General features: G+C 64.9%; 24 protein-coding genes, 2 tRNA genes and 3 pseudogenes. 18 read left to right on the top strand and 11 right to left on the bottom strand.

The window, feature by feature from the left end; all coding sequences use genetic code 11:
• Positions 1-23 precede the first annotated feature (23 nt).
• From G7077_RS08560 to G7077_RS08550, 4 genes are read right to left on the bottom strand one after another with little or no spacing between them, the layout of a single operon-like run.
• Entirely contained in the window at positions 24-932 is a 909-nt protein-coding gene (locus tag G7077_RS08560; RefSeq protein WP_166411333.1) for a sulfite exporter TauE/SafE family protein, read from the bottom strand.
• A 50-nt stretch (positions 933-982) separates the two neighbouring features.
• The gene (locus tag G7077_RS08555) at positions 983-2,047 is read right to left on the bottom strand and encodes a hypothetical protein (RefSeq protein ID WP_166411332.1); all 1,065 of its coding nucleotides are present in this window, start codon (positions 2,045-2,047) and stop codon (positions 983-985) included.
• Positions 2,044-2,370, bottom strand: coding sequence for a glycosyltransferase family protein (locus tag G7077_RS14410; RefSeq protein ID WP_343039918.1), 327 nt, complete (start codon positions 2,368-2,370; stop codon positions 2,044-2,046). The genes G7077_RS08555 and G7077_RS14410 overlap by 4 nt, the downstream gene beginning before the upstream one ends.
• Positions 2,367-3,413, bottom strand: a complete 1,047-nt coding sequence (locus G7077_RS08550) for a glycosyltransferase (RefSeq protein ID WP_343039917.1) — start codon at positions 3,411-3,413, stop codon at positions 2,367-2,369. Before G7077_RS08550 ends, G7077_RS14410 begins: the two co-directional genes overlap by 4 nt.
• Before the next feature lie 414 nt (positions 3,414-3,827).
• Between G7077_RS08550 and G7077_RS08545 the strand changes: the two genes are divergently transcribed.
• Genes G7077_RS08545 through G7077_RS08515 form a run of 8 tightly spaced genes read left to right on the top strand, consistent with a single transcriptional unit; the run spans position 3,828 to position 9,488 of the window.
• A complete protein-coding gene (locus tag G7077_RS08545; RefSeq protein ID WP_166412410.1) occupies positions 3,828-4,706 on the top strand; it encodes a heme o synthase in 879 nt (292 codons plus the stop codon).
• The gene (locus G7077_RS14320) at positions 4,703-4,828 is read left to right on the top strand and encodes a hypothetical protein (protein ID WP_281347025.1); all 126 of its coding nucleotides are present in this window, start codon (positions 4,703-4,705) and stop codon (positions 4,826-4,828) included. The genes G7077_RS08545 and G7077_RS14320 overlap by 4 nt, the downstream gene beginning before the upstream one ends.
• On the top strand, positions 4,825-5,370 hold the full coding sequence (locus tag G7077_RS08540; RefSeq protein ID WP_166411331.1) for a cytochrome c oxidase assembly protein: 546 nt from the start codon (positions 4,825-4,827) through the stop codon (positions 5,368-5,370). Before G7077_RS14320 ends, G7077_RS08540 begins: the two co-directional genes overlap by 4 nt.
• A 37-nt stretch (positions 5,371-5,407) precedes the next feature.
• Positions 5,408-6,295 carry a cytochrome c oxidase subunit 3 gene (locus tag G7077_RS08535; RefSeq protein ID WP_166411330.1) on the top strand — a complete coding sequence of 296 codons (888 nt, stop codon included), beginning with the start codon at positions 5,408-5,410 and terminating at the stop codon, positions 6,293-6,295.
• On the top strand, positions 6,295-6,804 hold the full coding sequence (locus tag G7077_RS08530; protein WP_166411329.1) for a DUF3291 domain-containing protein: 510 nt from the start codon (positions 6,295-6,297) through the stop codon (positions 6,802-6,804). The genes G7077_RS08535 and G7077_RS08530 overlap by 1 nt, the downstream gene beginning before the upstream one ends.
• 10 nt (positions 6,805-6,814) lie before the next feature.
• Positions 6,815-7,411, top strand: a complete 597-nt coding sequence (locus tag G7077_RS08525) for an SURF1 family protein (protein ID WP_166411328.1) — start codon at positions 6,815-6,817, stop codon at positions 7,409-7,411.
• Positions 7,408-8,628: a M16 family metallopeptidase gene (locus G7077_RS08520; protein ID WP_166411327.1), complete on the top strand. Its 1,221-nt coding sequence runs from the start codon at positions 7,408-7,410 to the stop codon at positions 8,626-8,628. The genes G7077_RS08525 and G7077_RS08520 overlap by 4 nt, the downstream gene beginning before the upstream one ends.
• Positions 8,625-9,488, top strand: a complete 864-nt coding sequence (locus G7077_RS08515) for a class I SAM-dependent methyltransferase (protein WP_166411326.1) — start codon at positions 8,625-8,627, stop codon at positions 9,486-9,488. Before G7077_RS08520 ends, G7077_RS08515 begins: the two co-directional genes overlap by 4 nt.
• Here G7077_RS08515 and G7077_RS08510 read toward each other — a convergent pair.
• The 3 genes and pseudogenes from G7077_RS08510 to G7077_RS08500 form a co-directional block, all read right to left on the bottom strand.
• Positions 9,485-10,146 (bottom strand): annotated as a pseudogene (locus G7077_RS08510) (heme exporter protein CcmB). The gene G7077_RS08515 and the pseudogene G7077_RS08510 sit on opposite strands and share 4 nt — an antisense overlap.
• Positions 10,119-10,688 (bottom strand): heme ABC exporter ATP-binding protein CcmA, encoded by a 570-nt coding sequence (gene ccmA / locus G7077_RS08505; protein WP_166411325.1) that lies wholly within the window; start codon positions 10,686-10,688, stop codon positions 10,119-10,121. The pseudogene G7077_RS08510 and the gene ccmA overlap by 28 nt, the downstream one beginning before the upstream one ends.
• The gene (locus G7077_RS08500; RefSeq protein ID WP_166411324.1) at positions 10,685-11,080 is read right to left on the bottom strand and encodes a metallopeptidase family protein; all 396 of its coding nucleotides are present in this window, start codon (positions 11,078-11,080) and stop codon (positions 10,685-10,687) included. The genes ccmA and G7077_RS08500 overlap by 4 nt, the downstream gene beginning before the upstream one ends.
• A gap of 137 nt (positions 11,081-11,217) precedes the next feature.
• Here G7077_RS08500 and G7077_RS08495 point away from each other — a divergent pair.
• Positions 11,218-11,308 (top strand) — tRNA-Ser (locus tag G7077_RS08495).
• Between the two features lie 174 nt (positions 11,309-11,482).
• Complete coding sequence (locus G7077_RS08490) at positions 11,483-11,635, top strand: hypothetical protein (RefSeq protein ID WP_166411323.1); 153 nt, start codon at positions 11,483-11,485, stop codon at positions 11,633-11,635.
• Here the strand turns inward: G7077_RS08490 and G7077_RS08485 are convergent.
• Both G7077_RS08485 and G7077_RS08480 read right to left on the bottom strand, forming a co-directional pair.
• Entirely contained in the window at positions 11,632-13,644 is a 2,013-nt protein-coding gene (locus G7077_RS08485) for a TonB-dependent receptor (protein WP_166411322.1), read from the bottom strand. The two genes, G7077_RS08490 and G7077_RS08485, sit on opposite strands and share 4 nt — an antisense overlap.
• Before the next feature lie 19 nt (positions 13,645-13,663).
• Positions 13,664-13,927, bottom strand: a complete 264-nt coding sequence (locus G7077_RS08480; protein ID WP_166411321.1) for a hypothetical protein — start codon at positions 13,925-13,927, stop codon at positions 13,664-13,666.
• Positions 13,928-14,060: 133 nt separating this feature from the next.
• On the opposite strand from G7077_RS08480, the gene G7077_RS08475 reads away from it, so the two are divergent.
• The 8 genes and pseudogenes from G7077_RS08475 to G7077_RS08450 all read left to right on the top strand — a co-directional run bounded on the left by G7077_RS08475 (position 14,061) and on the right by G7077_RS08450 (position 19,764).
• Entirely contained in the window at positions 14,061-14,945 is an 885-nt protein-coding gene (locus G7077_RS08475) for an aldose 1-epimerase (RefSeq protein WP_166411320.1), read from the top strand.
• A gap of 59 nt (positions 14,946-15,004) precedes the next feature.
• A tRNA-Ser gene (locus tag G7077_RS08470) sits at positions 15,005-15,097 on the top strand.
• A gap of 69 nt (positions 15,098-15,166) precedes the next feature.
• Positions 15,167-15,775, top strand: a pseudogene (locus tag G7077_RS14180) (nucleotide sugar dehydrogenase); the annotation flags it as partial.
• Positions 15,776-15,869: 94 nt separating this feature from the next.
• Positions 15,870-15,968, top strand: a pseudogene (locus G7077_RS14175) (hypothetical protein); the annotation flags it as partial.
• A 96-nt stretch (positions 15,969-16,064) separates the two neighbouring features.
• Entirely contained in the window at positions 16,065-16,448 is a 384-nt protein-coding gene (locus tag G7077_RS14170; RefSeq protein ID WP_246167530.1) for a UDP binding domain-containing protein, read from the top strand.
• A 43-nt stretch (positions 16,449-16,491) separates the two neighbouring features.
• Positions 16,492-17,013: a (2Fe-2S)-binding protein gene (locus tag G7077_RS08460; protein ID WP_166411319.1), complete on the top strand. Its 522-nt coding sequence runs from the start codon at positions 16,492-16,494 to the stop codon at positions 17,011-17,013.
• A gap of 17 nt (positions 17,014-17,030) precedes the next feature.
• Positions 17,031-17,837 carry an RcnB family protein gene (locus G7077_RS08455; protein ID WP_166411318.1) on the top strand — a complete coding sequence of 269 codons (807 nt, stop codon included), beginning with the start codon at positions 17,031-17,033 and terminating at the stop codon, positions 17,835-17,837.
• Between the two features lie 97 nt (positions 17,838-17,934).
• Positions 17,935-19,764: a DUF885 domain-containing protein gene (locus G7077_RS08450; protein WP_166411317.1), complete on the top strand. Its 1,830-nt coding sequence runs from the start codon at positions 17,935-17,937 to the stop codon at positions 19,762-19,764.
• 120 nt (positions 19,765-19,884) lie between these two features.
• On the opposite strand, the gene G7077_RS08445 is transcribed toward G7077_RS08450, so the two are convergent.
• Entirely contained in the window at positions 19,885-20,907 is a 1,023-nt protein-coding gene (locus G7077_RS08445) for a hypothetical protein (RefSeq protein WP_166411316.1), read from the bottom strand.
• Between the two features lie 77 nt (positions 20,908-20,984).
• The gene (locus tag G7077_RS08440) at positions 20,985-22,022 is read right to left on the bottom strand and encodes a glycoside hydrolase family 43 protein (RefSeq protein ID WP_166411315.1); all 1,038 of its coding nucleotides are present in this window, start codon (positions 22,020-22,022) and stop codon (positions 20,985-20,987) included.
• Positions 22,023-22,024: the final 2 nt, after the last annotated feature.

Genomic DNA, 22,024 nt, shown 5'->3' with positions numbered 1-22,024 from the left:
GACGGCAAGACGCCTGGCCAGGATCACAGCGCCTCGATCGTGAAGATTTCGTCCGGCCGCCAGGCAAGACCAAGCGCCATCCGGAGCGCAACCAGAAGGATGATGACGGCGAGCGCCAGGCGAAGCAGGTCCGGCTTGATCCGCGTTGCAAGAATGGCGCCATATTGGGCGCCGATTACGCCGCCGACGAGCAGCAGGCCGGCAAGCACGATGTCCACCGCCCGCGTCGTCATGGCATGGACCAAAGTGGTCGACGCGCTGACCGCCAGGATCATGACAAGGCTGGTGCCGATCACCACCCGCGCGCCCATGCCTAGGAGGTAGATCATTGCCGGCACGAGAATGAAGCCGCCGCCGACACCAAGCAATAGGGTCAGCATGCCCGCAACGAACCCGAGCAACAGCGGCGCGATGGGTGAGACGTACAGGCCCGAGCTGTAGAACCGCCAACGCAGCGGCAGCGACGCGATCCACCGGTTATGGCGCGGCCGGGCGGCGGTCGCGGTCACCTTGACGTAGCCGAGCGCGGTCAGCGCATCCTTCAGCATCAGCCCGCCGATCCAGCCGAGCAACAAAACGTAAAGTCCGCCGATCGCGAGGTCCACCTGGCCACTGCTCTGAAGCAGGCGGAAAAGGATAGCGCCGGACAAGGACCCGAAAATGCCCCCGACGATCATGACGCCGCCCATCTTCAGATCGACTCCGCCGCGCCGCAGGTGGGCCATGATCCCCGAAACGCTTGCGCCCGTGATCTGCGTCGTCGCCGACGCAACCGCCACGGTCGGCGGGATGCCGTAGAAGATCAGCAGCGGCGTCGTGAGAAATCCGCCCCCGACGCCGAACATGCCCGACAGGATACCGACCACGAACCCGAGCATCACCATCAACAGCGCGTTGACGGATTGGCCGGCTATCGGGAGGTAGATGTCCATGCACTTGCCGGACTAGCCGCAAACTCTTGGCAAGGCCAAGCGGCTCCCAGCTAGAAGTCGCCCGCCAGGGTCAATGCAGGCCCGGAGCCGGGCAGTGCGCTTCCGGCCACCCGCTGCCGCCAGTCGAGATGGACACGCATATTGGGCCGGATGCGATAGCTCACCCGCGGCCCCGCATCGATGCGGTAGACGCCCGGCTGAACGCCGCCCCAGAAGCCGACGCCCACCGAAAACTGCCGCGCGACGGGGCGGGTGAAGGCGAATGCCCCGTCCGCAAAGAAGGCACGATCGCGGACCCCGACAACGCCGCCCTGTGCGTAGCCGTCGAGGTCGATGCCCCACAGCCACTGGCCGTAGATGCCACCCTCCGCGAAGAGAGCGAACGCCGACCGCCCGCCGTAATGGCCGATGGCCTGTCGCCGCTCCGCGGTGATCGACAGCGGGAGGCTGCGCAGCGGCGTGACCCGGATGCCGGCGGCTACCTCGCTTTGGCTAGTGCCAACGGCCGAGGTGGTCCGCAGCGAGGCGGCGAGCTCCGGCGTGAAGCGGTAGGTGAGCCGGGCACCGGCCTGGCTGCCGCCCAATGTTCCGCCGCTCGCAAGCGAAGAAGGTGGCGAACCCAAGCTCTGCCGCCCCCGCAGCAACGCCCATGCGGTCAATTGCAGCCGGTCGAACTTGGGCGGAGCCGGTAGCGGTGGCGGCGGGAGAGCCGCGGCGCTGGACGCAGCAGGGATGGTCGCCGGCGGCAATGGAGCAAAGCTCGACGCTCGCCAGCTCTCCATGGAGGGGATCGGCGCATAGAGCGCAGGACCTTGAGTGACGGGTGGCGCGTAGCTTTGCCGCTGCAGCGCCGGAACGAAATAGGGGACTGCGTAGGGGCGGACGGACAATTGGGCCTGGCCAGCCGGAACAGCGAGGTGAGTGGACCACGGCTGCGCAGCTTCGAACGGAACGGCCGGTTCAAGCGCCGGGAAGAAGCGCGGCGGCACAGGTTTGGCTTCCGCCTTTGCGGATAGGCTGAGGAGTTGACCCCCCGGCACGATGCCGAGCGTCGCGGCCCTCACCCCGCCCCAGCCGACCAGCAGCAGCGCGAGGCAGCGGATGGCGGGGCTCAACGCGCCAACTCGGCAGGGAAGATGTGCCGCGTCTTGTCCCACTTCCGATCCTGGCCGGACAGATGGAGCGACAGGGCGCGCAGCGAGGCGAGGATCGCAACGAGGTTGCCGATCACCAGCCGCGGTATCGAAAGCAGTCCCTGCCGCCATCCATACACGGAGCCCGTGAACCAGGCACGCATCAGCAGCCGCCAGCCGAGCAGATAAGCGTTAACTGTAAGGAGCATGAAAAGGATCGGCCCCATCCGCGCCTGCACCGGAGCGCCAAGCGCCTCTGCAAGCCAGAGCTGCGACCACAGCAGACCCGCTGCGTAGCCTGTCAAAAGGAACAGCGCCGCGAACGGCCCCGGCGGTCGCGAAGCAGCATCCAGCGATCGCCCCATCCACCCTGCCAGCCGAGCCGGTCCCAGCCGGTGAGCGCGATGCCCCCGAGCCAACGTGCCTTCTGGCGAACGGCGGCGCCGATCGTCGCGGGAAAGTGCCCACGACTTGCAACGACGCTGCGATCCCCCGGCATTGCGGGGATCCGGACGAACATGGTCTTGAGGCCAAGCCTGCCGATCCGAAGGCCCATCTCATAGTCTTCGGTCATGCTTCCGTCGGCGAAGGGGCGGCCTTCATGCGCGGCAGCAAGCTTGGCAAGCGGTGCGCGCGCGATGGCACACCCGACGCCGGCGAGCGGAACGGATGCGCCGATCGCCTCCCGCACCACCAGATCCTTGGTGTGCGCTTCGGCGAATTCATCGCAATAATGACCGCTGACCCAGTTGGACGAGGGGTCGACCAAAGGCAGCACCGGCAACTGGATCACCCCCGCCCGGTCGATCAGCAGGGAAAAGAGTTTGAGCTCCAGCGGGTGGACGACGTCCTCCGCATCGTGCAGCACCACGGCCTTCGCGCTGTCGCCCGTCACAGTTTCGAAGGCGAGCAGGGCATCGTAGAGATGGTTCAAGCAGTCTGCCTTGGTACTGGGTCCATCCACGTCGACCATCACCGCTTCAACGCGGGGATCGGCGACGGCGGCGATCGCTGAGGCTGTCGCGGGATCGTTGCGGTAATAACCGACGAACAATTTGTAGTTCGGATAATCGAACCGCGTCAGCGTTGCCCTCAACATGGGACCGATCACCATCGCCTCATCCCATGCCGGGATGAAGATGGCGAAGAATGGCGTCGGACCGGAGCGATCCATCGTGCTGGCATAGGCCCGCGGGTAGCGGCTGTAGACGGTCGCCGATCGCCAGAACTTGCGCGAAAAATAGATCAGGTCGACGGCAAGACCGTTGAAGCCGAACAGAAGAAAACCCGCCCCTGCGAACAAGGCGAGTTCCACCGCAAGATGGCCGAGGATACCGGCGGCGGTCACAAGGCTTCAGCGCCTGCGAACCCGAACGGCCGGAACAACACGCAACCGGTCAATGTCACCCTCCCCACGAGGCGAATCACTGTACCGAGCCGAAACGATGTGCCCGGAAAGACGGCAACTCTCAAGTTTGAACAGAAGTTGTGCCGAAATGGCGGGAGATGCGGCACGTTTGTTGCGCACGGCCCACGACGCTTTCGCGGGTCCGTACCTCACCCGTACTGCACGGTCTTAGCAGGACATATTTACATCCGACTTCGCCCAGTCCCTTCAGACCGCCCAAATGCGGGGTTCACCGTCAAACCTTAGTGTTGTGAGGCGGTTAGCCTGTGCCCGTGCGGCTTCCCCTTTCCTCGCCCGACGGCCAGCCTTATAGGAGCCCGCGTGACCAGCCTCCCCTTTGCAACTGATACCGGCATGCCGGCCGATTGGCGCGACCTGCTCGCGCTAACGAAGCCCAACGTGATGCGTCTGGTTGTCTTTACGGGGCTGTGCGGGCTGCTCGCCGCGCCCGTGATGCCGCCGTTTGTGATCGGCTTCACCGCGATCCTTTGCATCGCGCTCGGCGCGGGTGCTGCGGGCGCGCTGAACCAGTGGTACGAGGCCGACCTCGACATTCATATGCGCCGCACGGCAGGCCGACCACTTCCTGCAGGCCGAATGGACAAGCAGTCGGCGCTTCACTTCGGCGTGGGCCTGAGTGCCTTTTCAGTCATCCTGATGGGCCTGGCAGTGAACCTGATTTCTGCCGTCCTGCTGGCCGCGTCGATCCTCTTCTATGTCCTCGTCTACACGGTCTGGCTGAAGCGCCGAACCGCGCAGAACATCGTTATCGGCGGCGCGGCCGGCGCCTTTCCGCCGTTGATCGGTTGGGCAGCGGCAAGCGGTGAGGTCTCGGCCTACCCTGTTCTACTGTTTGCAATCATCTTTCTGTGGACTCCGCCGCACTTCTGGGCGCTGTCGCTGTTCGTGAAGTCCGACTATGCCGCCGCCAAGGTACCGATGTTGCCGGTGGTTGCGGGCATTCCCACCACGCGGCGGCACATCCTCCTGTATACCTTTCCGATGATCGCCGCCGCGCTCGCGCCATGGCCGATGGGGCTTGCCGGCCCGATCTACGGGATCACCGCCGTCATTCTTAACGCGATCTTCCTGTCGCTGGCCGTGGCGGTGACTCTCAACGCCTCTACCGAGCCTGCCGGCATGAAGCCGGAACGGCGGCTCTTCGCATTCTCAATTCTTTATCTCTTTGTCCTCTTTGCGGCCGTCGTGGCGGACCGCTGGGTGAACCTGTGACCGACCTTGATGAACGCCGCCGCCGCCAGCGTGAGCGGACTCGGTTGATGGCGCTGCTCCTTGGCGCCTTTGTCGTGCTGCTGTTCTTCATCACGCTTGCGAAGGTGCAGTTCGGGAAATGACGGCGATTGCCACCCGCAACGGGCGGACTGCCGGGATCGCCGCGCTGGTCGTCGCCTGCATGATCGGCTTGGCCTTTGCCTCCGCGCCGCTTTACCGGATGTTTTGCGAGGCGACTGGCCTGGACGGCACGACCCAGCGCGCCGACCGCGCGCCTGGCGCCGTCGCCGGCCAGATCGGCGTCCGCTTCGACGCAAACATCGATCCGGCGCTGCCCTGGAAGTTCGAACCGGTGCAAGAGACCGTCCGCATTCATCCCGGCGCCCGAACCCAGATTTTCTATCGCGCCAGCAATTACACCGCGCGCAAGACAACCGGCACCGCGGTTTTCAACGTCACGCCGGTGAGCGCAGGCAAATATTTCTCCAAGATCGAATGTTTCTGCTTCACTGAACAGACGCTTCAGGGCGGGCAAAGCGTCGACATGCCGGTGGTCTTCTTCGTCGATCCCAAGATCCGGGAGGACGAGGCCACCAAGGACATCGACGAAATCACGCTGAGCTATACATTTTACCCAGTGGAAAGTCCCGCGAAGGCTCGCTAGAGGCCGGGGCAAAGTTTCAAAGAGGGAATGCCACACGATGGCCGGTGCGAAGAACCACGACTATCACATCCTTGATCCGGATCCCTGGCCGATCATCGGCTCCTTCTCGGCGCTGGCGCTTACCGGCGGCGGCGTGATGTGGATGCATGACAATCCCTACGGCAAGTTCGTCGCGGGGCTTGGCCTGCTGGCCGTGCTGTTCACCATGTACAATTGGTGGGGCAACACGGTTCGTGAATCGCATGAAGGCCATCACACGCCGGTTGTGCAGCTGCACCTGCGTTATGGCATGATCCTGTTCATCGCATCGGAGGTCATGTTCTTCCTTGCCTGGTTCTGGGCATGGTTCGACGCATCCCTCTTTCCGTCGGCGGCCGAGAGCGTCGGCGCCCAGTGGCCGCCCAAGGGCATGGAAGTGCTCGACCCGTGGGGCTTCCCGCTGCTCAACACCCTGATCCTGCTCTGCTCCGGCACGACGGTGACCTGGGCTCACCACGCGCTCATCCACAATCAGCGTGGCGGCGAGAAGAAGGGCCTGTGGGGTCTGATCGGCGTCGGTGAGAACGACAGTCTCAAAAAGGGCCTGTGGCTGACGATCATCCTCGGCCTGATCTTCTCTTTCGTCCAGGCTTACGAATATATCCACGCGCCCTTCAGCTTTTCGCGGCTGAACGAAGAAAATCCGGGCAACATTTACGGCTCGGCGTTCTTCATGGCGACCGGCTTCCACGGCTTCCACGTGCTCGTCGGCACCATCTTCCTGATCGTCTGCCTTATCCGCGCCTACCGGGGCGACTTCACCCCGCGTCAGCACTTCGGCTTCGAAGCGGCGGCCTGGTATTGGCACTTCGTGGACGTGGTGTGGCTGTTCCTGTTCGTGTCGATTTACGTCTGGGGCGGCTGGGGCGCACCCGTTCACGGTTGATGGAGAGCGGCTTCCGCCTTGCGCAGATCAACGTTGGCACGCTCGTCGCGCCGGCGGAGCATCCGCAGGTCGCCGACTTCATGAATGCGCTGGAGCATGTGAATGCCTTGGCGGAAGAGGCGCCGGGTTTCGTCTGGCGCTTGGTGGACGACACCACTGCGGGTGCGACCGACATTCGCCCTGCGCCGGACCTGGAATTCATCGTCAACATGTCGGTGTGGACCGACGCAGACAGCCTATTCGAATTCGTCTACCGGAGCGCGCATACGCCGTTCATGGCGCGTCGGCGTGAGTGGTTCCACCGCCCGCCCGGCGCTTACCAAGCGTTGTGGTGGATCCCGGCGGGACACGTCCCCACCGTGGATGAAGGTCTATCCAAGCTATGGCTGATCGACCGTTATGGCCCATCGCCCAAGGCGTTCACCTTCAAGGCCCGTTTCCCCGCGCCGGATATGGCCGGGCTGCCGGTCGATATGAAACCCGATCCCTGGTGCGTCGGCCACGCTTGAGTCCCGGCTGATGCGGCGATTGCCGATCCTCGCAACGATCGTCGTCCTGCTGGCCGCAGGCACCATGGTCGCGCTCGGCGTCTGGCAGATCCGCCGGGCACAGGAGAAAGAAGCATTGCTGACACGGTATGAAGCCGCGCGGAACCTTCCGCCGGTCAGTTACCCGACCATGCCCAGCAAGAGCGCCGACCTGCCGCTGTACCGGACGGCCGATGCGGTCTGCGTGCGGGTGCTGGGCCATCGCGCCACGGCCGGCCGCAATCAAGCCGGCGATGTTGGCTATTCGCAGATCGTCGACTGCACCACCGGCGCGGAGGGGCCTGGGCTGGCCGTCGACATCGGGTGGTCGCGCAACCCCAATGCGACGGTCACTTGGAGCGGTGGCCCGGTGCGCGGGGTAGTCGCACCAGACTCACGCACGCGGATGCGCCTCGTCGCTGCAACGGCCGCGTCGGGGCTCCAGCCAAGTGCCCCGCCGTCCATTGCTGACATTCCGAACAATCATCGCTCCTACGCGGTGCAATGGTTTCTCTTCGCCGGCTTGGCGTTGCTCATCTACGGACTGGCCTTGCGCAAGCGGCGCGGCGCGCCAGATCAGCAGCCATGATCACCAAGCTCAGCAACGGCCTTACCGTCTGCACGCAATCCATGCCGGGCGTTGAAACCGCCGCCCTTACCCTGCTCGCCGACTGCGGCTCTCAGCATGAACCTGCGGCGCTCAACGGCATGGCCCACCTGTACGAACATATGGTGTTCAAGGGTGCGGGAACCCGCTCGGCGCGTGAGATCAGCGAGGCGATCGAGGACGTCGGCGGCGAGCTCAACGCCTGCACCGAACGCGACGCGACCAGCTTCACGGCCTCGGTCATGGCGGAGCATGTGCCCTTGGCGCTGGAGCTGCTCGCCGACCTCATCGTCCGCCCCCACTTCAACGCCGAGGATCTCGATCGGGAGAAGCAGGTTGTTCTGCAAGAGTTGGCAGAGGCCGAGGACACTCCCTCCGACATCATCTTCGACGAACTCTGGTCCGCCGCATTCGCCGACCAGCCGCTCGGACGATCGATCCTCGGGTCCGAAGCCAGCGTCAATGCGATCAGCGCCGACGACCTCCGGCAGTGGCGCGACCGCCATTACAGCGGCGACCGGCTGATCCTGTCCGTGGCCGGAAAGGTCGATCATGACGAGGTCACTGCCGCCGCGGAGCGCCTTTTCTCACCCCTCCCCAGCGCCGTCGACCCGACGGGTGAACTCGCGAGCTTCACCGGCGGAACTCGCGTCGGCCGAACGCCGAGCGAGCAGGCTCACCTGACGTTCGCCTTCGAAGGTCCTGCTATCGGCACGCCGCAAGCGCTTCCCGCCCGATTATTCGCGGACATCGTCGGCGGCGGCGCATCCTCCCGCCTGTTCCAGGAGGTTCGCGAGCAGCGCGGCCTCGCCTATTCGGTCAGCGCATCGCTGCAATCCTACCGGGAGACCGGCATCTTCTACGTCCATGCCGCCACGGCACGGCGCGACGGTCCAGCCGCGGCACAACTGATAAGCGATGTTATCGCCGCCGCAGCTTCCGATATCACCGAGCGGGAGCTGAGCCGCGCCCGCAACCAGGCGCGCGCCGGGCTGCTGATGAATCTCGAGACCAGCTGGGGACGCGCTGGCTATGCCGCGCGGCAGCTCGCGACCTACGGACGGGTGAAGAGCGTCGACGAGGTTCTGGCGGAGCTTGATGCCGTTACTCTCGACCAATTGGGGGAAGCGGCGGCAGACCTTCTGTCCGGTCCGATGGCGCGGGCGACGATCGGCATGCCCGCAGCCCGCGCCGCATGAGCGCACTGTCCACCATCATCGCCGAACCCTGGGCCGACTATGGGCTGATCGATTGCGGCGATGGACGCAAGTATGAGCGCTACGGCGACGTGCGTGTCGTCCGCCCCGAACCGCAGGCGATGTGGGCGCCGGCGAATTCGGACTGGGACCCCCACGCCACCTTTCTGCCCGGTGCTGACGAGGAGGGCGGAGGGCGCTGGGTCCACCATCGCCCGGTAGCCCGCGAGTGGCCGCTGGAACGCGGCGCCGTTCGCTTCAACGCGTCGCTGACGCCGTTTCGCCACCTCGCCTTCTTCCCAGACATGGCGCCCCAATGGGATTGGATGAGCGCGCGGGCCGACGGCACCGACATCCTCAACCTGTTCGGCTATACGGGCGTGGGCAGCCTGATCCTCAGTGCCGCGGGCGGCAGGTTGGTCCACGTCGACGCTTCCAAAAAATCGGTTGAGGCAGGGCGCCGAAATGCCGAGCTGTCAGGTTTGTCGGGCAATCCCATCCGCTGGATCGTCGACGATGCGGCGAAGTTCACCGCCCGCGAGGTTCGACGGGAGCGGCGCTACGACGGGATCCTGCTGGATCCGCCCAAATTCGGGCGCGGTCCGGAGGGCGAGGTGTGGCGCCTCGAACAGAATCTCGCGTCGCTCCTCACGGACTGCCGAAAGCTGCTGGACGACAACAGCCGTTTCCTCGTCTTGACGGTCTATGCAGTGCGAATGTCGGCGATCGCCATCGGCGAGTTGGTGCGGCAGGCACTTGCCGATCTCGGCGGCAGCGTCGAGGTTGGCGAGATGGCGGTCCGAGAGGAAGCGCGTGGCCTCCTCCTTCCCACTGCCATCTTCGCCCGCTGGAGCCGCGACTAGCTTCGCGCGGCTCGGATTGCGGCAGCGGTGACGAACGGGGCGCCCGCGACGATCAGCACTGCGACCGCGCTCTCGAGCAGCAATGCCCCGACCCGTCATCCCCACTTGCCGCGGCGCCGAAGATCAGCAACGGCACGGCAAGCGGCAGAAGCAGCAGCCCGGCCAGTGCGCCGGCGCGCGGCAAGCCCGCCGTCAAGGCTGCCACAGCGACGGCAAGTGCCGCCAGCGCCGGGGTCCCAATGGCGAGGGCCAGTAGGGTAGGTCCAAGCAGCTGGGCCGGAAGCTCCAGCAGGCCGGCGGCGACCACTGCTGCTATTAATAAGGGCGGGCCGAACCCCAGCCAGTGCGCACAAATCTTGGCGGCGGCAATGCTCTCGTCCGCCAGGCCGTGCAGCTTCAGCTGATCGAGGACGCCGTCCGCCCGATCCGGGTCGATCAGCCGTTCGATCGGGAGCAGTGCAGCGGTCAGCGCAGCGATCCACAATGTCCCCGATCCTATGCGCCCAAGCAGGCGAGGGTCAGGACCGACCGCAAACGGGACCAACGTCGCAACCAGCAGAAAGAATGCTGCGGGCAGCCACGCGGCGCCCGTGAGGGCGCGCCGCAGGTCGCGGGCGATGAGGGCCCTGATCACGCCGCCAGCTCCAGCCGCGTCCATGCACCGCCCAGCGGCACGTGCGAGGCGGCAAGCACCGCGCCGCCACTTTGCCGATGCATCGCCACGGCATGGTCGAGGCGTTCCGCGCTATCCTGATCCAGACCGTTGAGCGGCTCGTCCAACAGCCACAGTGGAGCGCTGGACAATGCAGCCCGAGCCAGACCTGCCCGCTTCAACTGACCGGTCGACAACAGGCGTACGGGGACTTCAACCAGGCCCTGGAGATCGAACAAGCGCAGCGCGGCCGATTGTTCATCCGGTCCGCGCCCCTTGGCCCAGAAGGCCAGCGCTCGGCCGAGCGGGAGTTCGCGATCGAGTGCGACTTTATCGTCGGAGAGCGCCAAGTTGACGGCGTCGACCGTTCCTTCCGTCGGTGTGAGAAGCCCTGCGGCAAGGCGGATCAGGCTAGATTTACCGATGCCGTTCGGCCCAAGCACCTGCACCGCGCCACCGGGCAACAGATCGAAGCTCAATCGCTCGAACAGCAGGCGCCCGCCCCGCACAAGTGCAACGTCGCTGAAGCGAAGCAATGGCGACGTCACGCCTGTTCCTCGATCGCGTGCATATCGTCGTCCGACAGGCCGAAGTGATGGCCCACCTCATGGATCAGCACGTGCCTGACCAGCACCTCCAATCGCTCGCCGCCATCTGCCCATTCATCCAGGATCGGGCGCCTGAACAGACGGATGCGGTCGGGTACACCACCGGTCGCCTCGACAGATTTGTCGCCAAGCGGCACGCCCTCGTAGATGCCGGTGAGCTCAAAAGGCTCCTCGAGACCCACGGAGCGCAACGTCTCCTCATCCGCAAAATCCTCGACCAGCAGGACGACGTCGCGCAGGTGCCCGGCGAAGATCGGCGGCAAGCTCGTCAGCGCTGCGCGAGCCAGCGCATCCAGCTCCTCAAGGCTTGGCGGTGGGCCGAACGTGCGCATGGGCGCTTCAATGCGGCAAGTGGCGCACACCGGCAAGGTTGCCCCCAGGCCCAGGCATGCCTAAAGGGCTGCCCTTCCAGGCGTCTGGTTGAACACCCGATTCACGCCGGTGCAGTGCATCGACGAACGGGATATGCGGAGCGGTGGCCGAGTGGTCGAAGGCGCTCGCCTGGAAAGTGAGTATACGGCAAAACCGTATCGAGGGTTCGAATCCCTCCCGCTCCGCCATCACCTTGCGTCCAGTGCCGACCCGACATGCGGATGAATTGCGCCGAACGCCGCTGTGCTCATCCCAGCAAACTCAATGGTTTGCCGCCGGAAAATTGGGTCTGAATCGGACATATGATTTAAGATGTGGGCAGCGATCCTCACCTAGTTGCATTGACGAGGAGGATCCTGGCGATGCCCGACGTTACCATGCTCCGCGATTTTGCAAGCCGCTGCCGCCGGATGGCGGAAAGTGAACGTGACGTGCGTCTGAAGACGATGTTTATGCAGATGGCGCAGGATTACGAAAAGCGCGCATCCGATCGCTGCGGCATCACACGTTTTTAGCGCAGGCGCGGCTTCAGCTTCAGTCCCAGCCACACCGTACGCGGCATTGCCCGCTCTTGAACGTCGTTGACGGCGAGCGCAGCCACGACCCGACGGTTCAGCAGATTTTCGACGCGCAAGGATACGTTCACGGCATCGGCAAGCGGCCATTCCCCATCCACATCGACCGTGAAGCTTCGCGGCAGCTTCAGGCTGTTGAGATCGTCTTCGAACCGCGCGCTTTCGTAATTGAAGTCGACATTGAGCGATCGGCTCCCGTCTATCCAGCCGGCACCCAGATTCGTCGATAGTGCGGGCGACTGAGCGGGGCGGCGCCCGTCAAGCGCCGCCGCCGAGCCCGATGCAACCACCCGCGCACTGGACAGGGACAATCCTGCATCGACATGCCAGGGACCTTCCCTCCAGCCGGCCGTGACCTCAGCGCCGCGGGAGCGGATCGCGGAAAGGTTCTGCCGCTGGCGATAGGCACCGCCCGCCCCGACGACACCCACGCCCGGGAAGGATCCAGGGCCAATGCCAAGCGTCACATTGGCAATCGCGTCGCGGAGCCGGTTGGCAAACAGGGTCGCAGCGATCGACCAGGGACCGCTTCGCCCGTCGATACCCGCCTCCACGCCGCGCAGCCGCTCCGGCTTGAGCTCGGCATTGGCCGCCGTGGCATCGCTTCCGGCGCGGAATGGCCGGAAGAGCTCGTTCAACGTCGGCTGCCGCCAACCCGCGTAAGCCGCGGCTCTGATCGACCATCGTGGGTCGAGTCGAAGCGCCGTTCCCGCCCGTGCGGTCGGCAGCCATCCGGAGCGGGACGCGAATTGCTGATCCACGAGCGGCAAGCCTGTTGCGATGCTGCGTTCGACCAATTGGCCGTCGAAAATGCGCCAATGATCCGCGCGAGCGGAAGCTGTCAGGGTCACGGGCCCCGAGAGCGACGTCAACTCGCCGAAAAAGCCGGCATTGGACTGTCGACCGCCCGCCTCCCGATCCCGCGTCGGCGCATTGCCGACATAAGAGGCATATTCCTTCGACATCCCGGCAGCCCGTCGCCCATCGATGCCGAGCCGGGCTTCCAGGCCAGAGCCGAGATGAGGGCGAACCTCGGCGCTCCAGCCGATCGCGGAAGCGGGGACGTCATATTGAAGGCTGGTCCGGCGCGCCGCAGTGCGCGCTGCATCCGTGCCGGCGAAGCTGCTCTGGAAGTTACGCGCCTGCGCGTAAAGCGTAGCCGCCCAGGGAATCTGGCCGCGCGACACCAGCCGCAGAGAAAGATCGGTGCCGCGGGTCCGGTTATCGGTCAATTCGAGACCGCGTTCGCGCTGGTCCGTGAAGGTCGCCAGGTTCGCCTGCAGCTCTTGGGTCGGACCTATGGCGGCAGTCCAGCGCAGGCGCGCCGAGCCGGTGCGGAAGGGAGCCGGCCGGTCCGCAGCGCCCCGGCGTTCCGCGACGATCGGAACGAAACCGTCGCTTCGGCTGCCTCGTAACGAGAGTGCAAGCGACCCGCTGCCGACATCCCGCGCGACCAACATCTCGCCTTCCAGCGACCGCCGGCTTCCGGCTTCAACAGTGGCGATCGTCGACGGGCCTGTACGGCTCGACAATTCGAGAACTCCGGCGAGCGCACCCGGTCCGGACGTGACACTGCCGCCGCCACGCAGCAGCCGTGCCTCCCCAAGGCTCAACGCACCGATGGACGGCCAGGCGATCCAGCCTCCGAACGGGTCGGCCTGAGGAACGCCGTCGAGCAGCACGAGCGCCCGGCTTGCCGCATTGCCGCCGAGATTTCGGATTGTCAGTCCCTGGCTGGTCGGGTGGGCGCTCCGGCTGTCGGACCGCCGAAACTGCTCCGCGCCGGCGAGGCGGGAAAGCAGGCGGTCCAGCGGCTGCCCCGCGGCACGGTCCAGCTCCCGCCGGCTCAACCGCTCGGACTGGAGAACGCGCTCCGCCGGATCGGCCGGGAGGGCCGTTCCGGTGACAATGATCGCGGGTGCTTCGTTCGGTGGTAAGGCCTGCATCATGCAGGCCGTCTATGGTAGGTCAGGCGACGTCCCGCCAGCCCTCCTCGTTGCCAGGTACGGCATTCAGATGCGCGTAGCGCTCCTCGCAGGCCGCCTCCTCCGCCGTCAGCTCGCGCAGGTAGGAGATGGACAATTTCCGGCCAAACACGTCGTCGCCGCGGAGCCGCAATTCGGCGTTCGCATCTTCGGGAAGGGAGTTGCGCAACGCGACCAACCTGCCGATGAGGTCGTCAAGCGATGCGTGATCCTTGATGTCGACAAAATCTTTTACGCGTCTCGTCATACCAGAACCCTCCCCAGCTGGCGGATTCGCGATTAACCTTGGTGCAAATCGTCGCGCAACCGGATCAGCGCTAATTATCCCCAACCAACTTTCAGAAGACTGAATCGACAAGCAACCAAAGGTGCAGGTTCCCATGTCTCAATCGCTACCGACCATCTCCAAAGGGCCGCTGACCCTAACGCTGAACCCGGCAATCGGCGGCAGCATCGCCGACTTCACCTGCAGCGTCGATGGCCGCGACTGGCCTGTGTTCCGCGGTGCGGAGCCGGGCCGGACGGAGGTGACGGACATGGGCAGCTTCCCCCTGCTGCCATGGGTCAACCGCATCAAGAACCATGGCTTCGACTTCCGCGGCCGACATATCGCCCTGACTTCCGACCCTGCCGTGGACCCGAGCCCGCTCCACGGTCACGGCTGGAAATCGCCTTGGTCCATCGAACAAGTGGAGGAGAGCCGGTGTGAGCTGGGCTTTCGTTATCAGCCCGGCGAATGGCCGTGGGCCTACTCGGCGCGCCAGCTGTTCGAACTGGATGGGCAGGGGCTTACCATCTGGCTGAGCTGCACCAACGAGGCCGACACGCCGATGCCGTGCGGATTGGGCCACCACCCCTACTTTCATTGCGGTGCCGAGACCCGGCTCGACACAAAGGTCGACGTGGTCTGGACCATCGACGAGCTTGTTCTGCCGGTCGAGAAGGTGCCCGCCGAAGGCCGCTTCTCCATGGTCGACCGCAAGGTATGCGCCCAGGATCTCGATCACGGCTTCGGCGGCTGGGGTCAGCGGACGGTGATCAGCGACCCCGAATGGCCGTTCGACATCGCCTTCTCCTCGCCGACAGCCCGCTTCTTCCAGCTCTATTCGCCGCCGCAGGGCGGCTTCTTCGTTGCCGAGCCGGTGACTCACGCCAATGCCGCGCTCAACGCACCGGAAGCGGACTGGCCGAAGCTAGGCATCCAGGTGCTGGAGCCGGGCGAGACGATGACTCTGGAGAGCCGCTTCGAGGTAATCGCCCGCTGACGGCTTCTCGGTTGAACCGCCGGGCAAGCCCCTCTATAGCCCCGCCTCTGCCGCTGTCCGGAGACGTGGGTGAGTGGCTGAAACCAGCGGTTTGCTAAACCGCCGTACGGGGGATTCCCGTACCGAGGGTTCGAATCCCTCCGTCTCCGCCACTCCTTTGACAATTGTTGGGTTGCCAGCCAATCAGCCGCTTCACCGTGGGCTGGGGACGGCAGCGAACAATGACTCGGGAAAAGGTTGCCGTTGTCGGGCTTGGCTACGTCGGCCTGCCGCTCGCCGTCGCATTGGCCCGCAAGCATGACGTGCTGGGCTTCGACATTTCCGCGCCCCGTGTTGCCGCGCTGAAAGCCGGCGAGGACTGGACCTACGAAGTCGATCACGAGGAGCTCGCGGCGTCGGACCTGCGCTTTTCGGACCGGCCGGCCGGCCTTGCCGGGAACGACATCTATATCGTCACCGTACCCACCCCGATCGACGACGCCAACCGCCCCGACTTCGGCGCTTTGCACTCCGCCTGCGCGCTGATCGGCCCGGCGCTATCGGCTGGCGCGATCGTCGTCTTCGAAAGCACCGTCTATCCGGGAGTGACCGAGGAAATCTGCGCCCCCGCGCTGGAGAAAGCGTCCGGCCTTACTTGCGGCAAGGATTTCACGCTTGGCTACAGCCCCGAACGGATCAATCCGGGCGACAAGGTGCACCGCATCGAAAAGATCACCAAGGTCGTGTCCGGTCAGGACGAGGCGACGTTGGAACGGGTCGCCGCGCTCTACGGGTCCATCATCGAGGCCGGCATTCACCGTGCACCATCGATCAAGGTGGCGGAGGCCGCCAAGGTCATCGAGAATACACAGCGCGACCTCAACATCGCCCTGATGAACGAGATTTCGAAAAATCTGCGACCTGGTCGGCATCCGCACCTCCGACGTGCTTGCCGCGGCAGGTACCAAGTGGAACTTCCTGAAATTCTATCCGGGCCTGGTCGGCGGCCACTGCATCGGCGTCGACCCCTACTACTTGACTGCCAAAGCGGAGCAGCTCGGCTACCAGCCGCAGGTGATCCTGTCCGGACGCCGGATCAACGACGGCATGGGCTGCTTCGTCGCACAGAAATTGGTGAAGATGCTGGCCAGCAACGGGCTGCCGCTACAAGGGGCGCGTGTCGGGATCCTGGGCTTCACCTTTAAGGAGAATGTCCCCGACATCCGCAACTCCAAGGTCATCGACATCTACGAGGAACTGCGCGCGTTCGGCCTGCACCCCATCGTTCACGACCCGCTCGCGCGTGCGGACGAGGTGCGCGACCATTACGGCGTCGAACTGTCGGACCTTTCCGAGTTCCACGATCTCCACGCCTTGGTCCTCGCCGTTTCCCATGCGGATTATGCTTCGCTGGACGGTGAAGCGATCGGCGCACGGATTTCGGATGGCGGCATCTTCATCGACCTTCGCTCCGCCATCGATCCGGCGGCGCTTCGCCCTGATATCAAGAGCTGGTCGCTTTAACGGCACGTTGGCGGCAGTCCGCGTTGCGGATAAGCGCTGATCCATGACTCGCATGACGGTGAATGGGGAAGCGGTCCACTATCGCCTCGATCCCGACACGCCCCTCCTTTGGGCGCTGCGCGACGCGTCCAATCTCACCGGCACCAAGCATGGCTGCGAAAGCGGCGATTGCGGTGCCTGCACCGTCATCGTCGATGGGCAGGCGATGCTCAGCTGCACGGCCAGCATTGCCTCCCTTGAAGGCGCCAAGGTCACCACCATCGAAGGCTTGTCCAGCGGCGGAACGCATGCCGTCCAGCAGGCGTGGGCGGCCGAACAGGTCACGCAATGCGGCTATTGCGAGCCCGGGTTCATCATGGCCATTGCTGCCCTTCTCGCCAACAGCCCGGCACCGACGGAGGAAGCCGTTGCGGCGCTTCCGAACATCTGCCGCTGCGGCACTTACCCGCGCATTCGCCGGGCCATCCAGCATGCCGCACGCCTTGTCCAGCCGCCGGCGGCGTTGCCACCGGCTCGGTTAAGCGACGGCTCATCTACAAAGGACCAACCTCCGACGCCTGAATAGCAAGCGAGGGCTTTGTAGTGCGTAACTTCGTCATCTCCTGCCTGCTGGCGTCCGCGTCGACGCCGCTGCTGGCGCAGCTTGAGACGGAGAACAATCGGGTGGATCGGCCCAGTCGTGACACGGGTGCGAATGAAAGCCGTGCTTGGCGCGGCAGCCGCAGCGAGCCCGCCACGCCGCGGAACTGGAGCCGCGATCAGGTGAGCGGCAGCGGCCGCCGCGATACGTCCGCCGCCGGCGCATGGCGAAGCGACCGGCGGGTCGGGGATGATCGCGTTATTCGGGGAACCGAAAACGCCGCCGATTGGCAAGCGCGTCGCGGCGACCGCGATGCCCGCAACCCTTCGCCAGCAGACCGGAACGAAGAATTCCGCCAACGCTGGTCTCGCGACCGCCGTGCCCCGCAGCCCAGCGACGGTGTCTGGAACGAACGGCTGCGCGAACGTTCCGGCACCTCCCTGCCTCGCCAGGGCAGCCAGGCTCCGGTGCGGGTCGGACGCAACGACAGCCGGGTAAACCATCGCTGGAGCGGCGATTGGCGGCACGATCGCCGCTACGACTGGCGCGACTATCGCAACCGCAATCGCTCGCGTTTCCACTTGGGCGCCTACTTCGACCCGTTCGGCTGGAGCTATCAGCGCTTCAATGTCGGCTGGCGATTGTGGCCGGACTATTACTCAAGCCGCTATTGGATCAACGATCCGGGCTTCTACCGCTTGCCGCCTGCCTATCCAGGCACGCGCTGGGTCCGCTACCACGACGACGCTTTGCTGGTGGACACATGGAGCGGCGAGGTCATCGACGTCGTCTACGCATTCTTCTGGTAGAAGGCCGTCGGCCCCTGGTCGAACATCCCATTGCAAGCCTTCGACCCTCAGCGTAGCCGTCTTACCCATATAGGACAGTTCTAGCTAAGGGTAGCTCATGAAATTCGGCCCGCTTGCCGCCTTGCTTTCCACCTCGGCGCTTGCCGCCTGCACCACCGTGGCACAAGCCCCGATGACGGTGCCGGCCGCTCAAACAGCGGCGGTCCAACCGAGCGCTCACGACCGGCTGTTCGACCTGTTCAGGGCGAGCGACGAGGCCAATCTTCAGCGCAACCCGATGAACGCCTTGATCCGTGGCGACCTGCGCTACGCGGCCCACTTTGGCGACTATCTGAGCGACGAATATTACGCCGCCGAACGCGCGGCGTCCGAGGCGGACCTTGCAGCGCTCAAAGCCATCCCGCGCGACCAGCTCAACTCCACCGACCAGCTGGCCTACGACGTCTTCGAATATACGACCAAGGACACGCTGCGCGGACTGCAGCCGGACTTGCTCGCGCTGACCGCCGTTCGCCCGATAAACCATTTCAGCGGCTATCAGACCTACTATCCCGCAATCGCCAGCGGCCAGGGCGCGGCCCCGTTCAAGACGGTCGAGGATTACGAAAACAACCTGAAGCGCCACGCTGAATTCTCGACCTATCTCGACCGGGCGATCGAGCGGTTCCGGCAGGGTGAGGCAAGCGGCGTCGTGGATACCAAGATGACGGTCCGCAACATGATCGAGCAACTCGACGGCCAGCTTGGTCAGCGTCCGGAGGAGTCGACCTACTTCGGTCCGATCAATCAATTTCCGGACAGCATCGGCGCCGCCGACAGGGCGCGCTTGACCGCGGCCTACAAGGCCGAACTGACAGATGAACTCTATCCGGCGCTGACCCGCCTGCGGAATTTCTTGCGCGCCGAATATCTAGCGAAGGCGCGAGAAGGCCACGGCCTGATGCACATGAAGGGCGGGGATCAACTCTACCGCCACCTCGTCCCGTCCACGACAACGCTGTCGATGAGCCCGGAGGAGATCCACAATCTCGGGCTCAGCGAAGTCGCCCGGATCACGGCGGAGATGGAGAAGGTCAGGACGGAGGTCGGCTTCAAGGGAACGCTTCAGCAGTTCTTCGACGATATTCGGACCAACCCCAAGTATAAGATGAAGAGCCGCGAGGCGCTGGCCCAGCGCTATTACGCAATCGGAAAGTCGGTCGATGCGAAGCTCCCCGACTATTTTTCCACCATGCCTAAGACGAAGCTGGAGATTCGCGCGGTCGAGCCGTTCCGCGAGAAGTTCCAGGCGGGCGGGAGCTATGAGCAGGGCGCCGCCGACGCCACGCGCCCCGGCGTGTTCTACTTCAACGCCTATGACCTGCCGTCGCGCACGACGCCGGGCATGACGACGCTCTACCTGCACGAAGGATCGCCGGGCCACCATTTCCAGATCAGCCTGGCGCAGGAGAATGAGGCGCTGCCGTCCTTCATGCGCTTCGGCGGCAACACCGCCTTCGTCGAGGGCTGGGCGCTTTATGCCGAGACGCTCGGCTACGACATGGGCTTCTACAAGGACCCAATGCAGCGTTTCGGCACTCTGTCCGACGAAATGCTCCGTGCGATGCGACTGGTGGTCGACACAGGCATCCATTCCAAGGGTTGGACCCGCGACCAGGCGATCAAATATATGCTGGATCACTCGGATATGGGCCGCACCGACGTCATCGCGGAGGTGGAGCGTTATATCGCCATTCCCAGCCAGGCATTGGCCTACAAGATCGGCGCGCTGACGATCCAGCGGCTGCGGCGCAAGGCGGAGGCGGAGCTCGGCCCCAAGTTCGACGTCCGCGAGTTCCACGCCCAGGTGCTGATGACCGGAGCCCTGCCGCTCGCGATCCTCGAGCAGAAGATTGATCGCTGGATCGGAACCCGCCGAGCGCAATGACCTTCGCTTAAGCTCGCAATTGTGACGGTCTTCGCGTCTCAAGCGAACTTAAACGCAAGGCCGTCCTGCCGATCGCGCGAGTGCTCCAGCACATCCGACCCGCTGGAGGGGCATCAAAGCTCAGCGACCGAGGATCCGGCCGAACAGACGAGCGAAGAGGCCGGTGCGAGCGGGCGCCGCCGGCTCGTCCGATGTCGCACACAGGCGCTGCCGCAGCGTTGCCGGCGGCGCCACGGCCTCGGCAGTAGGATCCTCTCGCGGAACCCAGGGCTTGACCGTCAGGGTCGCAAAGGCGGGTTGGCCCGTCGCCGAGGCCCGGCCACCGTTGCTGCGCTCGGCACCGAAGACGGTGACGACATCGGCATTGACGTCGACGGTTCCCGTGATCAGGCGGCAGCCGCGCGGAAGCACGCCCGCATCGACCGCCCGCTCGGCCGCTTGAAGCAAGCGGGTAGCAAGCAGCCAGCAGCCGAGAACATATTCGACATAGCCGCCGGGCGCGCGCGCCTCGACGCCGTCGCGGCCGTCGCGAAGAAAGCGGCGGTGCTTGCAATGGATCAGCGCGGTGTTGAGTTCGGCCAATCCCTGGATCGACAGGTGGAACTCCACATCCTCTTCGGCCCCGACCCAGGCCGGCATCTCCTTCGCGCATTCGGCGAGAAGGTCGGCGTTGCTGACGCTGCTGAACGGATAGCTTTCGTCCGAATAGAGGCCGAGAAGCAGCTCCGGGTCGTGGAGCCGGCCGGCTTCAAAGGCGAGGTCGGGGGGATTGGTAAGACCCAGTGTGATCGCGGTGATCGCCGGACCTTCCCATTCCTCCAGAACGGGCAGCAGGTCCTCAAACCCCTCAAGCGCCACGCCATCTGCCGAGATCCCTTTGCACAGACGGGCAAGCGAACCTTGGAACCCGTCCAGTGCTTCGCAGAGCCGGGCATCCGCGTCGCCTGTTCTTCCGGCTGTGAGCAGTCCCCGCAGCTCCTCAACCCAGGCGGCCTCACCCGCTTCGTGGAGGAACGTTAGTTGCAGGGGATGCGGGACGTCAGGCTCGGAATAGGCCCGAACTCCTTGCGTCCCTGCCGACGGTATGTTCGCCGCCTGCGGGTGCGAGGCACCGAGGTTCGACTGCAGGTTCACTTCGATCATCACCCTCGGTGTCGGCCAGCGCAGGCAAATTAGCAGCCGAGGGTTAAGCGATCGTAGACGAGGTCCTTCGGTGCTGCTTAGCGTCGAGCCGTCGACGGTACAGGGCCGATCACGGGCGCACCGTCCACCCAACGCAGCCGAGCGATGTAGAGCAGGCGCTTCGCCGCGCCTCGTCGGCAATCGTCGGTAACGGCCCATCCATGAAAGGCGATGAACGTCCGGCCTCGCGATTCGAACAAGGCCTGATGCCCCGGTCCACTCAGGCAGGCGCTGGCACCGCTGCTTACCGAACTGGCGAGCAAGGGCTCGTCCAAAGGTGTGCACGGACCCATCGGCCCGCGGCAGGTGGCGTAGCCGATGGCGTAGGGCGAGGTTGCGGCATCGGCCGGCCAGCCGAACGCACCGCCGGAAAAGAAAAGCTGATAGGCGCCGCCGCGCCGAATCATGGTCGGGGCCTCGATCACCCCACCCTGCCAGTCCACACGATTGGTCAGCAACGCCGCAGCACGGCCGCGCAGCCTCAGTCCGTCGGGCGTCAGCCGCTGCGACCAGATGGATGTCGCTGCCCCGATGCTGTTGCCGTCATTCTTGTAGAGGAGGTAAAGCGCGCCCGACCGATCGCGGAAAGGGCTGGCGTCGATCGAACCGCCGAGATCGTCCTGGCAAACCAAGGGTGTCGGCGATCGGTCGCGGAACGGTCCGTCGGGGCGATCGGCCGATGCCACGCCGACGCACTGCCGGTCGGACGTTCGGCTTCGCGCCGTGTAATAAAGCCTCCACCGGCGGCCGATGCGGATCACTTCCGGTGCCCATGTGAAGCCCGCGCGCGCCCAAGGGCCGAGCTGCGGCAGTGCATCGCGCAGCTTGCCGGACGTGCTGGGCTCAAGAAGCGGCGACCAATGACGGAGGTCCGACGATTGCAGCATCGGTACGTTGACCGCGGTGTTGGTCGAATATGCGAGATAGCGACCCCGCGTTTCGATGATGAAGGGGTCGGGGAAATCTTCACGATAGACCGGTTGTGGCCAGGCCTGCGCACCGGCCGCGCACGGCATCATCGCACCCAGGATGGCTAGCGCGATTCGACGAAAGCTCCGGGCCGACTTGCTCGTCATCC

The sequence above is a fragment of the Sphingomonas piscis genome (genome assembly GCF_011300455.1).
Taxonomy (GTDB): Bacteria; Pseudomonadota; Alphaproteobacteria; order Sphingomonadales; family Sphingomonadaceae; genus Sphingomicrobium; species Sphingomicrobium piscis.
Note: the sequence above shows the minus strand (reverse complement) of the source record. Positions and strands in the feature narration are given on the sequence as shown.